At 66.9% G+C, this 18,528-nt stretch carries 15 protein-coding genes; 2 read left to right on the top strand and 13 right to left on the bottom strand.

Annotation, left to right across the window (positions count from 1 at the left end; all coding sequences use genetic code 11):
• Window positions 1-59 precede the first annotated feature (59 nt).
• The 3 genes from AC1D2H_RS21550 to AC1D2H_RS21540 are packed head-to-tail and all read right to left on the bottom strand — an operon-like array spanning window position 60 to window position 5,401.
• Window positions 60-2,993: a TonB-dependent receptor gene (locus tag AC1D2H_RS21550; RefSeq protein WP_478012397.1), complete on the bottom strand. Its 2,934-nt coding sequence runs from the start codon at window positions 2,991-2,993 to the stop codon at window positions 60-62.
• Between the two features lie 43 nt (window positions 2,994-3,036).
• A complete protein-coding gene (locus AC1D2H_RS21545; RefSeq protein WP_478012396.1) occupies window positions 3,037-4,038 on the bottom strand; it encodes a LacI family DNA-binding transcriptional regulator in 1,002 nt (333 codons plus the stop codon).
• Window positions 4,039-4,045: 7 nt separating this feature from the next.
• Window positions 4,046-5,401 (bottom strand): GH1 family beta-glucosidase, encoded by a 1,356-nt coding sequence (locus AC1D2H_RS21540; RefSeq protein WP_478012395.1) that lies wholly within the window; start codon window positions 5,399-5,401, stop codon window positions 4,046-4,048.
• A gap of 208 nt (window positions 5,402-5,609) precedes the next feature.
• On the opposite strand from AC1D2H_RS21540, the gene AC1D2H_RS21535 reads away from it, so the two are divergent.
• Both AC1D2H_RS21535 and AC1D2H_RS21530 read left to right on the top strand, forming a co-directional pair.
• Window positions 5,610-6,023, top strand: a complete 414-nt coding sequence (locus AC1D2H_RS21535) for a hypothetical protein (RefSeq protein ID WP_478012394.1) — start codon at window positions 5,610-5,612, stop codon at window positions 6,021-6,023.
• A gap of 2 nt (window positions 6,024-6,025) precedes the next feature.
• Window positions 6,026-6,229, top strand: a complete 204-nt coding sequence (locus AC1D2H_RS21530; RefSeq protein ID WP_478012393.1) for a DUF1737 domain-containing protein — start codon at window positions 6,026-6,028, stop codon at window positions 6,227-6,229.
• 90 nt (window positions 6,230-6,319) lie between these two features.
• Here the strand turns inward: AC1D2H_RS21530 and AC1D2H_RS21525 are convergent, their stop codons facing one another.
• The 10 genes from AC1D2H_RS21525 to AC1D2H_RS21480 all read right to left on the bottom strand — a co-directional run bounded on the left by AC1D2H_RS21525 (window position 6,320) and on the right by AC1D2H_RS21480 (window position 18,441).
• Window positions 6,320-7,288, bottom strand: coding sequence for a tripartite tricarboxylate transporter substrate-binding protein (locus AC1D2H_RS21525; protein WP_478012392.1), 969 nt, complete (start codon window positions 7,286-7,288; stop codon window positions 6,320-6,322).
• An 85-nt stretch (window positions 7,289-7,373) separates the two neighbouring features.
• Window positions 7,374-9,794 carry a CehA/McbA family metallohydrolase gene (locus tag AC1D2H_RS21520; RefSeq protein WP_478012391.1) on the bottom strand — a complete coding sequence of 807 codons (2,421 nt, stop codon included), beginning with the start codon at window positions 9,792-9,794 and terminating at the stop codon, window positions 7,374-7,376.
• 160 nt (window positions 9,795-9,954) lie between these two features.
• Window positions 9,955-11,127 (bottom strand): phenylacetate--CoA ligase family protein, encoded by a 1,173-nt coding sequence (locus tag AC1D2H_RS21515; protein ID WP_478012452.1) that lies wholly within the window; start codon window positions 11,125-11,127, stop codon window positions 9,955-9,957.
• 62 nt (window positions 11,128-11,189) lie between these two features.
• Window positions 11,190-11,489: a hypothetical protein gene (locus AC1D2H_RS21510; protein ID WP_477933581.1), complete on the bottom strand. Its 300-nt coding sequence runs from the start codon at window positions 11,487-11,489 to the stop codon at window positions 11,190-11,192.
• 76 nt (window positions 11,490-11,565) lie between these two features.
• On the bottom strand, window positions 11,566-12,372 hold the full coding sequence (locus AC1D2H_RS21505; protein ID WP_057300575.1) for an ABC transporter ATP-binding protein: 807 nt from the start codon (window positions 12,370-12,372) through the stop codon (window positions 11,566-11,568).
• A gap of 2 nt (window positions 12,373-12,374) precedes the next feature.
• Window positions 12,375-13,688: an ABC transporter substrate-binding protein gene (locus AC1D2H_RS21500; protein WP_057300576.1), complete on the bottom strand. Its 1,314-nt coding sequence runs from the start codon at window positions 13,686-13,688 to the stop codon at window positions 12,375-12,377.
• A 34-nt stretch (window positions 13,689-13,722) separates the two neighbouring features.
• On the bottom strand, window positions 13,723-14,787 hold the full coding sequence (locus tag AC1D2H_RS21495) for a branched-chain amino acid ABC transporter permease (protein ID WP_478012390.1): 1,065 nt from the start codon (window positions 14,785-14,787) through the stop codon (window positions 13,723-13,725).
• Window positions 14,788-14,789: 2 nt separating this feature from the next.
• Window positions 14,790-15,719: a branched-chain amino acid ABC transporter permease gene (locus tag AC1D2H_RS21490; RefSeq protein ID WP_057300578.1), complete on the bottom strand. Its 930-nt coding sequence runs from the start codon at window positions 15,717-15,719 to the stop codon at window positions 14,790-14,792.
• A complete protein-coding gene (locus tag AC1D2H_RS21485; RefSeq protein WP_478012389.1) occupies window positions 15,719-16,498 on the bottom strand; it encodes an ABC transporter ATP-binding protein in 780 nt (259 codons plus the stop codon). The genes AC1D2H_RS21490 and AC1D2H_RS21485 overlap by 1 nt, the downstream gene beginning before the upstream one ends.
• Window positions 16,495-18,441, bottom strand: a complete 1,947-nt coding sequence (locus tag AC1D2H_RS21480) for an AMP-dependent synthetase/ligase (protein WP_478012388.1) — start codon at window positions 18,439-18,441, stop codon at window positions 16,495-16,497. The genes AC1D2H_RS21485 and AC1D2H_RS21480 overlap by 4 nt, the downstream gene beginning before the upstream one ends.
• Between the last annotated feature and the right edge of the window lie 87 nt (window positions 18,442-18,528).

Below are 18,528 nucleotides of genomic sequence, written 5' to 3'. Positions count from 1 at the left end.
TGGGGGTGATTGTGGGAGCCGGCCTTGCATTCGGCGCAGCCAGCTCCCGGACTTCAGGATCAGAACGTGTAGCTCACGCCCAGCTTGAACTGCCGCATCGTGCCGCGCACACCGGTCTTGGTGTCGAAGTGGTCGTTGTCGCCACCGAGCGCGTTCTTGGGCGGGGTCGACGGGCCACCGACCCAGTCGTCGTAATAGCCCCAGTTGGCGGTGTTGAACAGGTTGAGCACGTCGGCGCGGATCTGCAGCTCGCCGCCATAGACCTTGAAGCTCTTGGCCAGCGCCATGTCGAGCTGCTTGAAGGTGTCGGAGCCGCGCGCGACGGCGACGCAGCCGTTGGCGCCGCTGAAGCCGGTATGGCAGTCCACCACGCGCCGCGGCTGGCCGTCGCCCACGGTCAGCTTGCCCGAAAGCTGCATGCCCCAGGGCAGGCTGTCGATCAGGCCGCCCACCACCAGGCGGTTCTTCTCGGCATCCTTGGCCGGCCGGAAGCCGTAGGTGCTCTTGCCGTACGTCCAGTCGAAGATGTCATCCGACCATTCGTTGTTGGTGGTCTTGGCGTCCGTGTGGGTGTAGGCCACCGTCATGCTCCAGCCGCTGGCCTGGGTGTAGGGCTTCTCCAGCGACAGGAAGAGGCTGGTCGACTTGTTCTGGCCGACGAAGTCGCCGAGCACGATGGTGCCGTAGTTGCGCGGCGCACCGCCCCACAGCGGATCGATGGAGTTCGAATTGCCGAAGCCGCCGTTGGGGTCGCGATTGCCGTTGAACCAGATGAACTGGTTCTTGGCATGGACCTTCGAGATCGCGACGTCCATATTCCATTGCCCCAGGGCCTGGCGCAGGCCCAGGCTCATCTGGTCCGCGAAGGGCATCTTGAAATCGTTGCGGATCATCCAGGTCTCGCCATTGGGCTGCTGGTTCTTCTGCAGTTCGTCCAGCGCGTTGTTGGCCATCCTGCGGTCGTAGCTGCGGCCCACCCCGCCATAGATCACCGAGGCCTTGTCGCCGAACACGTCGAAGGACGCGCCCAGGCGCGGCGCGAAGGCCGTCTTGAACTCCTTGCGCGAATTGCCGGTCGCGATGTAGTCCGCGATATTGATGCCCCCCTTGGCCATCGACTGCGCATACGTCTGGCCAGCAGGTGCCGTGATGCCATCGACGGTGCGGCCGTCCAGCGCATTCAGCATGGCGATGCGATCAGCCGGCGTCACGTATTTGTTGTTGAGCATGTTGTCTTCATAGTCCCAGCGGATGCCGAGATTGAGTTCCAACTGCTTGGTGAGCTTCCAGTCGTCCTGGATGTAGATGCCGTATTGCTTGTTCTTGAAGTTGGCCGTGGCATCGGGCACCGCGAGGCGGATGTTGCACTGGTCGCTGGACAGGCCGCTGCTGCTGACGTTGGTGCCGGTGCAGGCCAGGCCGCTGAAGTAGGGCATGCCGGTCGTCGTGTTCACCACGGTGTCGATGGCGGCCACGCGGAAGGCCGTGCCCCTGAGGTCGTATTCCATCGCCTTGAGCTGCACACCGCCCTTGAAGACGTGGCCCGCCAGGCCCGTGTAGCTGAGGTCGTCCTTCAGGTAGAAGCCGCTCTGGCGGCGGTCCTGGGCATTGGGCGAGCCGCCGTCGAAAAAGATGTCCTGAACGTTGTTGATGGCGTTGGTGGGCGAGTACTTGTAGCGAACCAGCGGGGCGCCGGAGTCCGACTGCGGGTTCCACTTGGTGCTCTCCCAGCCCACGCGGGCCTCGTTGAGCCAGGTGTCGCCCGTGTACTCGTGCTTCAGGTCGAGGCGGTACTCGTTGTTGTTGTTGTTGATGGCGGTGCTCTTCGAGAAGCGATCGCCGTCGACCGAGTAGCCCGTTTCCTTGCGCAGCGTCGTCGTCAGGTCCAGGCGCTGGCGGTCGTCGATCTCGGCCGACAGCTTGCCGAACAGCAGATGCTCCTTGAATTCGCCCTTGAACGAGCCCTGCTCTGCTGCAAGCGTGGCAATGACACCGGGGCTGCCCGGGTATTTGTCCAGGTTGGTCGCGGTCAGCTGGCGGGGCTTGTCGAGCGTCTTGCCGTCATAGGCGACGAAGTAGTGCAGCGTGTCCGGCTTGATCGCACCGCCGATGCTGAAGCCGCCTTCGAGCTGCTTGTTGGACGGCGTGGCGATGCCATTGGCCTCATCACGCTTCTGGATGGGGCTCAGCGAGGTCCAGTTGCTGCCCGTGCGGTTGACGTAAACGTTTCCATGCGTTTCATTGCCGCCCGATTTGGTGACTGCGGAGATGGCCACGCTGGAGACTTGGTCGTACTCGGCCTTGTAGTTCTGCGTCAGCACGCGGTACTCGGCGATGGCCGTCTGCGGGAAGGGATTGCCGCGGCTGGTGTCCTGGCCGGAGACGCCGCCCCGCAGGATGTTGTTCTTGCGCCCGACGCCATCGATGAAGACGTTGAGGGAGTCCTGGTTCTGCGAGCCGCTGCGCACCCGCGTATTGCCGGCGGGGTCGGTGTCGAAGCGCACGCCCGGCGCGAAATCGGCAGCCGACAGGAAGTTGCGCGACGCCTGCGGGATGGCCTCGATCATCCGGTTGGAAACCGTCATGCCAACCTGCGAGTCGATGACGCCCTGGCGCTGCGCGCTGCCCTGGATGACGACGGTGCCGAGCTTGGCGTCGGTGCTGGCCAGGTCCAGCGTGGCGTTCTGTCCCACCGACAGCGTGACGAGGCTGCCCGTGGCGGCGCCGCCGACGCGGATCTCGTAGCTGCCCGGATTCAGGCCCAGCAGCACATAGCTGCCGTCGGCCAGGGTCTTGGCGCGATAGGTGTTGCCGTTGCTCTTGTTGACGGCGACGACATCGGTGCCGGCCGGCGCCGTGGCGCCCGCGGCGGTGATGGTGCCGCGCACGGTCGCGTTGGATGACTGTGCCTGGGCGGCGCCGGCGAGTACGAAGCAGACGGCCGTGGCCAGCGCGTGGCGGCGCCAGTGTTTGCAGTGGGAAGCGTTGCTCATGATGTCCTTGTCTCCTGGTTGTGTACTGTGGTTCGGACGGGATTCAGGTGCTGCCGCAGGACTGGCGCACGACGAGCTGCACCGGCATGACGGTGGCGCTCGGGTCGGTAGCGTTGCTTTCGAGGGTGTCGGCCAGCGCATCGAGCGCCTGGCTGCCCAAAGCAGCAATCGGCACGTGCATGGTCGTCAGCGCGGGGCTGACATAGCGCGCGATGGGGATGTCGTCGAAGCCCGCCAGCGCCATGTCTTCGGGCAGGCGCACGCCACCGGCTTGCAGGGCGCCGAGCAGACCGATGGCCATGATGTCATTGGCGGCGAAGACGGCGTCGGGCCGCTCGGCCGCCGGCAGGGCCAGCAACGCCGCCGCGGCGCGCTGGCCACCGGCTTCGGAGAAGTCGCCTTCCAGCAGCCAGGGCTCGACACCGGCGGCCAAGCCGGCGCGGTAACCACGCTCGCGCTCGCGTGCCTCGAAGTTGGCCTGCGGCCCGCCGAGGAAGGCGATGCGGCGCCGGCCGCTGCGCACCAGGTGCTCGGTCATCGCGCGCGCACCGCCGAAGTTGTCGACGGCGAAGACGCGCTGCGTCGGCTTGCTGACGCCGGAGTTCAGCAGCACGGCCGGCAGGGCCGGCGGCAGGTTCTGCGACAGGAAGTCGTCGTCGGCATGCGGCGACATGACGATGAGGCCGTCGACACGGCCGTTCATCGCGCGCAGCGCGGCAGCGGCCTCGTGGGCGTCGTCGTGGGAGCTGGACAGCAGCAGGTGCAGGCCGCGCGCGCGGGCGGCCTGGTCGATGCCGCGGATCAGCTCGGAGAAGAACTCACCGTGCAGGTCGGGCAGCAAGGCGCCGATGGTGTCGGTGCGGCGCGTGATGAGGCTGCGCGCGGCGCCCGACGGGCTGTAGCGCAGTTCGCGGGCGACTTCGACGATGCGCTGGCGCGTGTCGGGCAGCACGTTCTCGGCGCCGTTGAGCGCACGCGAGACCGTGGCAACCGACACGCCGGCGACGCGGGCGACATCCTTGATCGTGGCGGGAGAGACCGTCATCTTGTTCTCAGAGGTTGGCGCCATGGGAAGCGATGACCTCAGCATAGAAGCGCGCGCTGGCCTTGGGCGTGCGCTTCTGTGTCTGAAAGTCCACATGCACGAGACCGAAGCGCTTGGCGAACCCAAGAGCCCACTCGAGGTTGTCGAACAGCGACCAGGCGCAGTAGCCACGCACGTCGGCGCCACGGCTTATGGCGTCCTGCACGGCGGCGATGTGGGTGCGCAGATAGTGCACCCGCAGCGGGTCGTCGATGCGGCCGTCTATTGAACTGGGGGGGTCGTAGAAGGCGGCACCGTTCTCGGTGACGTAGAGAGGCAGGCCGCCGTAGCGCTCGTGCATCCACACCAGGGTGTCGGCCAGGCTTTGCGGGTGCAGCTCCCAGCCCGTCTCGGTGTAGATGCCGCCGGGCTGGCGCTGCGGCGCGGCGGGCACGGGCCAGGCCTTGGCGTCGTGGCGGACGACGGCGCGGGTGTAGTAGTTCAGGCCGAGGAAGTCCACCGGTTGCTTCAGCGCCTCGACCTCGGCGGCCGGCCAGTCCGGCCAGGCTTCACCAAAGACTTCGCGCAGCTCGTCCGGGTAGCTGCCCAGCAGCGCCGGGTCGAGGTACTGCCGGTTCATATAGGCGTCGGCCAGCCTGGCCGCATGGCGGTCGTACTCGCTGGCATCGGCAGGCAGATGCTTGGGCTCGATGTTGACGACGAGACCGATCCTGTTTTTGCCGGTCGCCCGGTAGGCCTGCACGCCCTTGGCGTGGGACTGCATCAGCCGGTGGGCCACGATGGCCGCCTCGAAGGCGCTCTTGTGGCCGGGCGCCAGCGTGCCATGCATGAAGCCGCCGTCGGCCACGACCCAGGGCTCGTTGAGCGTGACCCACATGGGCACGCGGTCGTCCAGCGCCTTGAAGCAGACCTGCGCATAGTCGGCGAACCAGTCCGGCATGTCGGGGTTGAGCCAGCCGCCACGGTCGTCCAGCGCGGCGGGCAGGTCCCAGTGGTGCAGCGTCGCCATCGGCGTGATGCCGGCGGCCAGCAGTTCGTCGACGAGGCGCTCGTAGAAGCCCAGGCCGGCCGCGTTCACCGCGCCACGTCCTTGATTTCGACCTTCAGGCAGCACCCGGTTCCAGGCGATGCTGAAGCGATAGGCGGTCAGGCCGAGCTCGCGCATCAGCGCGACGTCGTCCTTCATGCGGCGGTAGTGGTCGCAGGCCATGTCGCCGGTGTCGCCGCCGAGCACGCGGCCCGGCGTGCGCACGAAGCGATGCCAGTTGCTGACGCCGGCCCCATCGGCCAGCGGCGAGCCTTCGATCTGATAGGCGGAAGTCGCGCAGCCCCAGAGGAAGCCAGGCGGGAACGGTTGTCTCATCCGTATGCCGACTCCGCTTGCACGGGTCGGTCTCTGCGTCGTCATGTAAACGTTTACATGCATTCTTTCCGTGAATACTTGACGAGTCAACAGCGTGTTTACCCGCTGCGTGAGCCACGGCTGCAGGGGCCTCTCCTGGCAAGTCCCGAATCGGGCACGTGCGGCGCGCTGCTATCGTCCGCCCGCCAAAAAAACCAGGGAGAAACGCATGTCCATTCAAGAAGACCCGATCGTCCGCAGCGCCGCCCGCTGGTTCTGGTGGATCGCCGGGCTGTCGCTCGTCAACGCCGTGATGTTCCACAGCGGCAGCGACGGCAACTTCGTCCTTGGCCTGGCCATGACGACGCTCGCGAACGCCATGTTCGCGTCGATGCTGCCGGTGGCCATCGCGCTGACGGCTCTGACCGTCGGCTTCTACTTCGCGATGGGCCTTTACGCCCAGCGCGGCAAGCTCTGGGCCTTCTATGCCGGCCTGGCGCTCTACATCGTCGACGCGCTCATCTATCTGAAGTTCGAGGACTGGATGTCGGTCGGCTTCCATGCGCTGGCGGCCTTCTTCATCGCCCGGGGCCTGATGCGCGTACGCGAGCTCGAGCGCCTGCCCGCGGCCGAAGGCGCCTGAGCATGAGCGGTGCGCCTCCCGACGGCCTGCCGGTCTACCGCCTGCTGACCGGCCCCGACGACGCGGGCTTCTGCCATCGCGTCAGCGAGGCGCTGGCACTGGGCTACCGGCTCTACGGCTCGCCGGCGGCGACGTTCATCGGCGAGCGAGTCATCGTGGCGCAGGCCTTGCTCTGGCCCTCGGCAGACGATCGCGTCAACGGCTGAAACTCCCTCCCCGCGAGCATCGCCGTCCCCTCGGGGACCGCCTGGACTTGCCTGCGTTCAGCGGGGCAAGGCCAGGCGAGGGGCACCACATCAATCCGCGTAGATGCCGGCCGCCTTGATGACCGGCGTGAGCTTGGCGATCTCCGCCTCGACGAACTTCTTGTGATCGGCAGGCGTGAGGCGGGCGTCATTGATGATGACCGCACCCAGGGCCTCCTGGCGCTTGTGGAAGTCGGCATCCTTGAGCGCCGCGCGCAGCGCCGTGTTGATCTTGTCGATGACGGCCTTGGGCGTGCCCTTGGGCGCGTACATGCCGTGCCAGACCGTCAGATTGAAGCCCTTCAACCCCGATTCGTCCGCCGTCGGCAGCTTGGCCAGCACGCCGCTGGTCAGGCGCTTGGACGACATCACCGCATAGGCCTTGACCTTGCCGGCCTCGATCTGGCCGGTGGTGTTGGTGGTCTGGTCGCACATGATGTCGACCTGGCCGCCGAGCAGGTCGTTCATGGCCGGCGCGGTGCCCTTGTAGGGGACGGTCGTCATGTCGATCTTGATGGCCGACTGGTACAGCAGGCCGCACAGATGCGAGGCCGAGCCGACACCGGCGTGGGCCAGGTTGATGCTGCCCTTGTTGCTGTCCAGCCATTTGCTCAGCTCGGCATAGTTGCCGGCCGGCAGGTTGGGGCGGCCGATCAGCGTCATCGGCACCTCATTGACCATGCCGAGGTATTCGAAGTCTTCCAGCGTCTTGTAGGGCAGCGAGCGGTACAGGGCCGGTGCACTGGCGATGCCGATGTGATGCAGCAGCAGCGTGTAGCCGTCGGGTGCGGCCTTGGCGACCTTGTTCGCACCCAGCGTGCCGCCGACACCGCCGACGTTCTCGATGATGATGGTGGCGCCCAGGGGCTTGCGCAGCGCCTCGGCCAGGTCACGGGCAACCTTGTCGGTCGGCCCGCCGGCCGCGAAGGGCACGATCACCGTGACGGGCTTGTCGGGATAGTCGGCAACGGCGGTGCCGGCAGCCATCAGGGCCGCGAGGGCGATCAGGGTCGTGCGCATGGGGTCGTCTCCAGGGTGCTTGTGCGCGCGATCTTAGGCATAGCGCTGCACCCGGCGCCCCCGGGATGGCCCCAGGCTCGTCCCGTCAGGGGTAGCTCAGCGTCAGCGTGTAGCGCTGCGTGCTGCTGCTGCCCGAATAGGCGCCCACGCGGATGTAGACGGCCAGCGCCGCAGCCCCGGTGTTCTTGTAGCTCATGGACTCGGTGCAGGTGCCGCTCTCCGACGACGTGAGCGTCGTGCCGCTGGCGTTGTGCAGATAGAGGTCGTAATCGAAGGCGGCCGGGCAGCTCATGTCGACGCGCAGCGTCTTGCCGGCGGCCAGCGTGACCTTGAAATAGTCCTTGTCGGTCGTCGTGGCCATGGCGCCGCTGAGGGTCGTCTGGTTGGTGACGACGTTGGCCGTGGCGATGGTGCCGTTGGACTCAGTCTCGTTGAGCGTCGCGCTGGCGTTGCTGATGCTGAAGTTGACAGCCGACGAGGCGCCCGAGTTGCCGGCCGCGTCGTACGCGCGGGCGACCAGGCTGTGGCTGGCGTTGGTGAGCGTCGTCGAGTCCAGCGTCATCGAATAGGGCGAGGTGGTGTCGCTGCCCTTGACGACACCGTCGACGACGAAGTCGACACGCGCCACGCCGACGTTGTCGCTGGCCGTGGCCGACAGCGTGATGGTTCCCGCCGTGCCGGACTCGCTGGCCGTCGCAGTGGGCGGCGTGGTGTCGACCTGCGAATTGGACTGCGTGACCCAGACGGGCGCCGTCCACAGCATCTTGCCGTCGTTCTGCGTGATCTTGGCGTAGTAGAAATGCTCGCCGACGGCCGGCGTCGTGCTGGCCGTGGCGCTGCTGGCCAGCAGCGTGACGGTGCCGTTGCGCTGGGGCACGCCTTCGTAGATCTGCACGCTGGTGGCCGTCTTGCCGCTGCTGCTCACGTAGCCCACGCTCAGGTTGAGGGCGCCGCCGTTGGCGAAGCGCTCGCCCATCACATGGCCGTTGGCGGTCAGCGCGATCTGCGCCGTCTTGTCCATCGTCGCGAAGACGCGGCGCGCCTTGATCGCATCGAGGAAGCTGGTCTTGCTCAGCGCCGTGCCGTTGGGGATGAGGATGCCCGTGCGGTTGGTGTAGGACTTGCCCCAGTTGGCGCAATGGTTGTCCTGGTTGCTGGCGGGTGCGACGTGGAAGCCGCGTTCCAGCATCTTGTTGAAGGCGTCCTCGAAGTTGCTGAGACCCGTCTCGGTCTCGGTCGTGTTGGACGAGAAGGCCGAGCTGTTCAGGATCTCGGTCAGCACCATGACCTCGTCGCCATCGGCGCTGTAGCCCAGGGCCGTGCCACCGACGAGGAACTGGCCGGTGGTGTCGGGATGGTTGAACTGGCCGACGAGGCCGAGCTGGCGCATCGTCGCGTAGAGCGCCGCGTAGTCGCTCTTGGCCGTGAAGCGGTCGCCGAAGAGCTGGTTGCTGCTGTTGTATTCCCAGGCGAACAACTCCGTGCTGTTGAAGATGTTCATGTGGCCGCCATTGCTGATGACGCCCCATTCCATGCCGTAAAGGGCAAGGTAGTTGGACGTCGTCGCGGCGGTGGCAGCGGAGAGGCCGGCCTGGTAGCGGCTCTTGGCAGTGGCGGGGCTGCCGCTCGCGTTGGTGCTGGAGGAGCCGTCGAAATAGTGGTTGTGCTCGGAGGACATCAGGATGTCCAGGCCGGCCGTCTTGCCATAGGTGAAGGCGTCGGCCGGGCCGAAGGCACCCGTCTGCGCGGGCTGCGACGACGAGCAGCTGCTCAAGGCGCCGCCGCCGTCCGAGTCATTCGTCTGGCTGTGCAGATTGGCGTAGTAGACGGTGTAGGGCAGGCTGTTGATGGCCGGCGCCGACTGCGCCTTGACGAGGCCCCGCCCGGCCGCGGTGGCCATGGGCGCATAGGGCGGCAGCTCGACGCTGGCCGGCTGGCCGAGGGCGATCGGCCATTGCTGCTCGGCATGGTCCAGCGCTGCGGCCGCGGCCAGCAGGCGCTCCTGGCGCCCGGTTGTTGCGCCCTGGCTCAAAGCGGTCGCGGCGTCGAGGCTGGCGGCCTCGAGCTTGAGTTGGTAGAGGCCATCGGCGAGCGCCGTGCCACCGGTGCCGCGGCCGGCCCAGCGTACGCTGGCCGTCACCGGCGCGCCGGCGTAGCGCGACTCGCCGCTCCAGCGCTGCAGCACGCGGCCCTGTGCGTCGACGAGGCTGAGCGCCCACGCAAAGACCTGGCCGTCGGCGATGCCGGGGTGGTCCATCTGCACGCTGAACACGCGCTCGCCGCTGGCGGCCGTGACCGCAAACGGCGCGGACAGCGTGGCCGAGAACTCGTGATGGTCAGGGTCCTTGGCGCGCGGGCGCACGGCGGCGGTCTTGGTCAGGTCGCCTTCGGCCTGGGAAGACTGGGCAGAGGCCTGCGGGTCACTGCTGTTGCCGCCTCCGCAGGCTGCGAGCAGCAGCACGAGCAGGGTGGGCGGAAGATGGCGAGAAAGCCGGCGATGGGTCATGGCGCGTCCTCAGCTGGTGCCAGCGGTGGCCGGCAAAGCGGCGGACTGTGGTGGCGCCGCCAAGCTGAGTCCATGCGGGCCTTCCTGTCACCGATTCAGGTGAGGGCCTGTTCACACTGCGGTAGCAGGCCCCGCCGGCCCCGAGGTCTTCAAACGCGCGTCACACGGGGCGGCGATCCTCGATGACCCGGCCATCGTTGGGCAGGCTGCCCGGCGCCAGCAGCTCGACCTCACCGCGCAGCTTGGTGATGTCGCGCAGCGCCATCTGCAACTGCTCGACGAGGCCCTCGATCGGCTCGGCCTCGATCTGAAGGCACATGCGGTCATTGGYCAGCTCACCCTCGACGACGAGGCGGGCCCGGCCACGCTGGCCGCAACGTGACAGCACCTCGGCCACCTGGCCCGCGTGCACGAACATGCCACGCACCTTGGCCGACTGGTCGGCCCGGCCCAGCCAGCCGCGCAGGCGCTGGTTGGTGCGGCCGCAGGGACTTGCGCCCGGCAGCACGGCGGACAGGTCGCCGGTCGCGAAGCGGATCAAGGGATAGCCGGCGCTGAGCGTCGTCACGATGACCTCGCCGACCTCGCCCTCCGCCAGCGGCTCACCCGAGCCGGGCCGCACGATCTCGACGATGACGCCCTCGTCGACGACCAGGCCCTCACGGGCCGCGGTCTGGTAGGCGATGAGACCGAGATCGGCCGTCGCGTAGCACTGGTAGGCGTTGACGCCATGATCGGCAAACCAGCTGACCAAGGCCGGCGGGCAGGCCTCGCCGCTGACGAGGGCACGTTGCAGATAAGGCAGCACATGCCCGCCTTCCGCCGCCTTCTCCAGCAGGATGCGCAGCAGGCTGGGCGTGCCGGCATAGGCCTCGGGCTGCAGGTCCAGCAGGGCCTGCAACTGCAGATCGGTGTTGCCGACGCCGCCTGGCACGCTGGCTGCGCCCAGTGCACGCAGGCCCGCCTCCATCATGGCGCCAGCTGGCGTCAGGTGGTAGCTGAAGCCCACATGGGCGAGCTGACCGGCGCGGATGCCGGCCGCATGCAGGGCGCGAGCGGCGCGCCAGGGGTCGATGCCGTCGGCGTCGGGCTCGGGCTCGTACAGCGGCCCGGGTGACTGGAAGATGCGCCGCGGCATGCCGGCGGCAAAGCCACCGAGGCGCAGCGCCCGCCGCGCGGCCTGGGCGGCGGCGAGGCTGCTCTTGCGCGTCAGCGGCAGCGTGGCCAGCGCGGTGCGCGAGGTGATGCTCGCGGCGTCGACGCCGGCCAGCAGCTCGGTGTAGGCCGGACTGCTGGATTGAGCATGCGCGATCTGTTCCGGCAGCGCAGCCATCAGCGCGGCCTCGCGCTCGCCGGGATCACGGACCTCAAGGCTGTCGAAGAACTCGCCTGAATTCACTCGTCTTCCTTCCAGCGCGTGAGCCGGCGCTTGATCTCGTCCTGCAGCTTGCGCAGTTCGGTCGCCGACTTCAGCGTGAAGCTGTCCCACTCGGGCGTGCGCGCCGGGCGCTTGGTGAGCTGGACCTTGACGGTCGCACCCTCCACCGCCAGCTTGAGCACCACGTCGGCGCCCAGCATCCAGCCTTCGCCCCGCTCGGCCAGCACGCGCTGGTCGCGCGCAAAGCGCTTCATCGTCAGCAGCGCCGAGTCCGCATCAAAGGGCGGAGGCGCCATCTCCCAGTTGTCATCACTCATGTCGGCCCCCACGTCGTTTCACTCCTGCCCCCCGAGGGGGCGCTCGCCGGCTTGGGACGGCCCTGCGCTCGGCTCGTCATGCCAGCCACCTCTTGCGACGTTTGTAGGACTTGACGTCCTTGAAGCTGCGCCGCCCCTCCCCGCCGACGCCGAGATAGAACTCCTTGACGTCCTCGTTCTCGCGCAGCGCGCTGGCAGCGCCGTCCATGACGACGCGACCGTTCTCCAGGATGTAGCCATAGTCGGCATAACGCAGCGCCATGCTGGTGTTCTGCTCGGCCAGCAGGAAGGTCGTCCTCTCCTTGGTGTTGAGGTCGCGCACGATCTCAAACACCTCCTCGACGATCTGCGGCGCCAGGCCCATGGACGGCTCGTCCAGCAACACCATCCTGGGGTTGGCCATCAGCGCGCGGCCGATGGCGCACATCTGCTGCTCGCCGCCCGAGGTGTAGGCCGCCTGGCTGCTGCGGCGCGTCTTCAGTCGCGGGAAGTAGTTGTAGACCTTTTCCAGCGTCGCCGCCACGGCCGCCCGCCCGTCCTTGCGCGTGTACGCGCCGGTCATCAGGTTCTCTTCGATGGTCAGGTGGGCGAAGCAGTGCCGCCCCTCCATGACCTGCACCACGCCACGCTCCACCATGGCCGCCGTCGACAGCTTCTCGATGCGCTCGCCGCGCAGCTCGATGCTGCCCTTGGTGACCTCGCCGCGCTCGCCTTCCAGCAGGTTGGAGACGGCCCGCAGCGTGGTCGTCTTGCCRGCGCCATTGCCGCCCAGCAAGGCCACCACCTGGCCCTCGGCCACCTGCAGGCTCACGCCCTTGAGCACGAGGATGACGTGGTTGTAGATGACCTCGATGCCATTCACATCGAGCAGCGGCTTGCTCATCTTCAGCTCTGGCAATCCGCCGGGGTACGGCGGGTGATCTTCTTTTCACCCGCGTACTTGTCCGCCGCCGCCTTGACCATCGGCTTGATGATCTGGCTGTCGGCCTCGTACCAGTCGCTGCTGAAGCTCCACTTCGCGCCGTCCCAGGTGTGGATGCGTGCCCAGGTCGAGCCCTGGTGGTCGGTGCAACTGGTGCTGATCGGGCGGATGACACCGGTCAGGCCCAGGGACGCCAGCTTCTTGTCGTCCAGCGCCAGGTTCTCCAGGCCCCAGCGCACCTGCTCGCCGGTCATGACCTTGCCCTTGCCGAAGCGCTCCTGCGCACGCCGCACGGCCTCCACGCCGAGCGCCTGGATGACCAGGCCGCGCGTGTACAGCACCGAGCCGACCTCGTCCTTCGGGCCCGTGCCCTGGCCCTTGTCGTGCACGAGCTTGAGGATGTCCTGGATGACCTTGGGGCTCTGGCCCGAGGTGTTGAGGTTGAGCGCGTTGTAGCCCTTGGCGCCCTCGCCCACGTCCTTCACGTCGGGCTCGGCGCCCGACCACCAGACGCCGTACATCTTGTCGCGCGGATAGCCGGTGGCCTGGGCCTCCTTCAGCGCGGTGGAGTTCATGACGCCCCAGCCCCACAGCAGCGTGTAGTCGGGCCGGGCCTGGCGCACCTGCAGCCAGGCCGACTTCTGCTCCACGCCAGGTGCGGTCACGGGGATCTTCACCAGCTCGAAGCCATGCGTCTTGGCGCGCTCTTCCAGCAGCGGGATGGGCTCCTTGCCGAAGGGGCTGTCGTGATAGACCAGGGCGATCTTCTTGCCCTTGAGCTTGTCCAGGCCGCCCTCCTTCTTGCCGATGTGCTGGATGAGGATGTCGGCCGCCGTCCAGTAGCTGCCCATCAGCGGGAAGTTCCAGGCGAACACGCCGCCATCGGCCGAGGCCGACAGGCCATAGCCCAGCGTGATCAGCGGGATCTTGTCGTTGGGAACCTTGTCGGTCAGCGCGAAGGTGATGCCGGTGGCCTGCGGATCGAACAGCGTCGCGCCCTTGCCCTTCAGGCGCTCGTAGCACTCCACGCCCTTGTCGGTCGCGTAGCCGGTCTCGCATTCCTCGAAGGTCAGCTTGACGCCGTTGACGCCGCCGTCACGCGCATTGATCAGCTTGATGTAGTCCTGCTTGCCATTGGCCCAGGGCGTGCCGTTGGGCGAATAGGGGCCGGTGCGGTAGACCAGCAACGGGAAGAACTGCTCCTTGGCCTGGGCCTGGGCGGCCGGCGTGGCGAGCTGCAATGCGGCAAGGGCCGCGCAGGCGATGAGGGTCTTCATGGGCTTTGTCTCCTGTCGTTGTGGTGCGTTGGATTCAATGCGGGAAGGGCCAGAGGCGCAACTTCTCTTTGGCGGTTGCCCAGAGTCGCGCGAGGCCGTGTGGTTCCTTGATGAGGAAGAACACGATGAGGGCGCCGAAGATCATCAGCGCGAGATGCGAGGCGGTGGCCGTGTCGATGGGCAGGCCGGTCCAATAGGGCAGCTTGTCCAGGATCAGCGGCAGCACGACGATGAAGGCCGCGCCGAAGAAGGCACCCGAGATCGAACCCAGGCCGCCGATGATGACCATGAAGAGCAGGTCGAACGAGCGGTTGATGCCGAAGGCCGCCGGCTCCCAGGAGCCCAGGTGCACGAAACCCCACAGCGCGCCGGCCACGCCGATGATGAAGCTGCTGACGGCAAAGGCGCTGAGCTTGGCCTGCATGGGCCGGATGCCGATGACGGCGGCCGCGACGTCCATGTCACGCATGGCCATCCACGAGCGGCCGATGTGGCCGCGCACGAGGTTCTTGGTGGCCAGCGCGAACACGACGACGAAGCTCAGGCACAACAAGTAGCGCGACGCGGGGGACTCGACGCTGAGGCCGGCCATGCTCAGCCCCGCCACGCTGACCGAGCCGGACGAAGACCCGTTGGTGACCCAGGGCAGGCGCAGACAGGCCCAGTCGACAAAGAACTGCGCCGCCAGCGTCGCGACCGCGAGGTAAAGACCCTTGATGCGCAGCGACGGCAGGCCGAAGGCGACACCCAGCACGGTCGCGCCCAGGCCACCCGCCAGCAGCGACACGATCAGCGGCATGCCCTCGAATCGCGCCTGGCAGTTGTAGGCCACATAGGCGCCCACGGCCATGAAGGCGCCCGAGCCCAGCGAGATCTGGCCGCAGTAGCCGACCAGCACGTTAAGGCCGAGCGCGGCGAGGGACAGGATCAGGAAGGGGATGAAGATGGCGCGCAGCAGGTATTCGCTGGACACCATCGGGATGACGACGAAGGCGGCGATCAGCATCAACGCCATCGCGATGCGGTCCTGGCGGATGGGCAGGATCTGGCTGTCCGCCGAGTAGGTCGTCTTGAACTGGCCGTTTTCGCGGTAGAGCATCGTCAGACCCGATCAATGATCTTCTCGCCAAACAGCCCTTGAGGCCTGACGAGCAACACGACAAGAACCAGCACGTAGCCGAACCAGTATTCGATACCACCGCCAAGCATGGGGCCCAGATAGGCCTCGGACAGCTTCTCCCCCACGCCAATCAGCAGACCGCCGACGATGGCGCCCGGCACGCTGGTCAGCCCACCGAGGATGACGACGGGCAGTGCCTTCAGCGCCACCAGCGACAGCGAAAACTGCACCCCGAGCTTGCTGCCCCAGATCATCCCGGCCACCAGCGCGACAAAGCCGGCCACGCTCCAGACGATGACCCAGATGCGCGACAGCGGGATGCCGATGCTCTGCGCGGCCTGGTGGTCGTCGGCGACAGCGCGCAGCGCGCGGCCGGTGGCGGTCTTCTGGAAGAACAGCGACAGCCCGGCCACCAGCGCCGCTGCGATCAGTGCCGCGTAGAGATCCTCCTTGCTGACGAGGATGCCGCCCTGGAAGACATCCTCGAACAGGAACATCGGGTCCTTGGGCAGGCCGATGTCGATCTTGTAGATGTCGTTGCCGAACAGCGTCTGGCCCAGGCCTTCGAGCAGATAGGCGATGCCCAGCGTGGCCATCAGCAGCGTCACGCCTTCCTGGTTGACGAGCTTGGACAGCGCCAATCGCTCCACCAGCCAGGCCACGACCACCATCACCGCCAGCGCGCCGACAAAGGCCAGCAGGTTGATGAGGATCTTGCCGTCCAGGCCTGTGAACTTCGGGATCCATTCGGCAAAGCGCGCCATCGCGAGCGCCGCGAACAGCACCATGGCGCCCTGCGCGAAATTGAAGACACCGCTGGCCTTGAAGATCAGCACAAAGCCCAGCGCGATGAGGGAATAGAGCATCCCCGCCATCAGGCCGCCAATGAGGGTTTCGAGGAATGGGCCCATCAGTGTGAAGCTCCCAGATAGGCTTTGATGACGTCTTCGTTCTTGCGCACGTCATCCGGCGCACCGTCGCCGATCTTCTTGCCGTAGTCCAGCACGACGACCCGGTCCGAGATGTCCATGACGACGCCCATGTCGTGCTCGATAAGGACGATGGTGGTGCCGAACTCGTCGTTGACGTCCAGGATGAAGCGGCACATGTCCTGCTTCTCTTCCACATTCATGCCGGCCATGGGCTCGTCCAACAGCAAGAGGCTGGGCTCCATCGCCAAGGCACGGCCGAGGTCCACACGCTTTTGCAGGCCATAGGGCAGGCGGCCGACCGGCGTCTTGCGATAGGCCTGGATCTCGAGGAAATCGATGATGCGTTCCACCGCTTCGCGCTGCTCGCTCTCTTCGCGCCGCGCGGGGCCGAGGTGAAGGGCCTGCCAGAACAGGCCGCGCTGCATGCGCAGGTTGCGGCCGGTCATGATGTTGTCCAGCACGCTCATGCCCTTGAACAGCGCCAGGTTCTGGAAAGTGCGGGCCACGCCCATCTCGGCGACCTGGCGCGGGCTCATGCCCTTGAAGGTGCGGCCGCGCAGCGTGATGGCGCCCTGCTGCGGCTGATACACACCGTTGATGCAGTTCAGCATCGAGCTCTTGCCCGCGCCGTTGGGGCCGATGATGGCGCGCACCTCGTGCTCGCGCACATCGAAGCTGATGTCGGTCAGCGCCTTCACGCCGCCGAAGGCGAGCGAGATGTTCTTCACTTCCAGGACGACTTCGCCGATCTTCTTCATGCGGCCTGTCCCTTGACGGCCGGGAAGGTCTTGGCCTCGACGATGCGCAGATCGGCCGCCACCATGGACGTGCGGCCATCCTCGAACTTGACCTGGGTCTCGATGTATTGCGACACCTTGCCGTCGTAGAGCGCGTCTATCAGCACGCCGTACTTCTCGGCGATGGCGCCGCGGCGCACCTTGCGCGTGCGCGTCAGCTCGCCGTCATCGGCGTCCAGTTCCTTGTGCAGGATGAGGAAGCGGCTGATCTGGCTGCCGGCCAGCAACTCGTCCTGGGCCAGGTCGGCGTTGACCTTCTCGACGCAGTCGAGGATGAGCTCGTAGACCTCGGCGCGCTGGGCCAGGTCGGTGTAGCCGGCATAGGGCAGGTTGCGGCGCTCGGCCCAGTTGCCGACGGCCTCGAAGTCGATGTTGATGAAGGCGCAGACCTTCTCGCGCTTGTCGCCGAAGCAGACCGCTTCCTTGATGTGGGAGAAGAACTTCAGCTTGTTCTCGACGTACTTGGGTGCAAACATCGCGCCATCGAAGGCGCCTCCCATCAGGCGGCCGACATCCTTGGCACGGTCGATGATCTTCAGGTGGCCGCCTGGCGTCAGGAACCCCGCATCGCCGGTGTGATACCAGCCGTCTGCCGTCAGCGCCTCGGCCGTCGCCGCGTCGTTCTTGTAATAGCCCTTGAGCAGGCCGGGCGAGCGCACCAGCAGCTCGCCGCTGTCGGTCAGCTTGATCTCCACGCCGTCGATGGGCACGCCCACCGTGTCGGCGCGGGCCTCGTGGTCGGGCTGCAGGCAGACGAAGACGGCGGTTTCCGTCGAGCCGTAGAGCTGCTTCAGATTGATGCCGATGGCTCGATAGAAGCTGAACAGGTCGGGACCGATGGCCTCGCCCGCCGTATAGGCGACACGCACGCGCGAGAAGCCCAGCGTGTTGCGCAACGGGCCGTAGATCAGCACATCACCCAAGGCATAGGCCAGGCGGTCCAGCAGCCCCACGGGCTGCTTGTCCATCAACCGCGGGCCGACACAGCGCGCCAACGTCATGCAACGCTCGAACAGCCAGCGCTTGACCGCAGAGGCGTCCTCCATGCGGATCATGACCGTCGTCAGCAGGCCCTCGAAGACCCGCGGCGGCGCGAAGTAATAGGTCGGGCCGACCTCCTTCAGGTCGATGCTGACGGTGGAGGCCGACTCCGGGCAGTTGACGACATAGCCCACGGCCAGCCACTGCGCATAGCTGAAGATGTTCTGGCCGACCCAGGCCGGCGGCAGATAGGCCAGCACTTCTTCGTCGGACGTCAGCTTGTCGAAGCGCTGGCCCGCCTGGGCGCGGTCGATCAGCGTCGCATGGGTGTGCATGACGCCCTTGGGGTTGCCCGTCGTGCCCGAGGTGAAGAACAGCGCCGCCACGTCACCAGGCAGGCAGGCCGCCACCTCGGCGGCAAAGAAATCCGGCCGCTCCATGGCGTAGGCGCGCCCGCGGGCGGCCAGTTCGTCCAGCGATGCCAGCCCTTGCTCGTCATAGTGGCGCAGGCCACGCGGGTCGTCGAACCAGATGCTCTTGAGCTGCGGGCACTGCTCGCGCAGCTCCAGCAGCTTGTCGACCTGTTCCTGGTCCTCGACGATGGCGAAAGCGATCTCGGCGTTGTTCAGCGGGAAGACGAACTCGGCCGCGACGGCGTCCTGATAGAGGGGCACCGGCACGGCACCCAGGCATTGCGCGGCCAGCATGCTGGCGTACAGGCGCGGCCGGTTTTCACCGACAACGATGATGTGCTCGCCGCGGCGCAGGCCGGCGGCCGCAAGACCCAAGGCCAGCTCCTGAACCAGCGCCGCGAGCTGCGCCCACGACAGCGTCTGCCACACGCCATAAGCCTTCTCGCGCAGCGCAGGCGCGTCGGGCCGGCGGGCGGCATGGTCGAGCAAGAGCCGAGGGAAGGTCGTCAAGCCTGTCTCCAATGCGAGGGCTGGAGCCCCCGTCTGTGGGAGCCATTCTGGTCAGTACTTTGACGCCCATCTGTCCGTACGACGACA

Source organism: Roseateles sp. P1_C1_2 (genome assembly GCF_056406535.1).
This window is presented reverse-complemented; position numbering and strand designations above follow the sequence as displayed.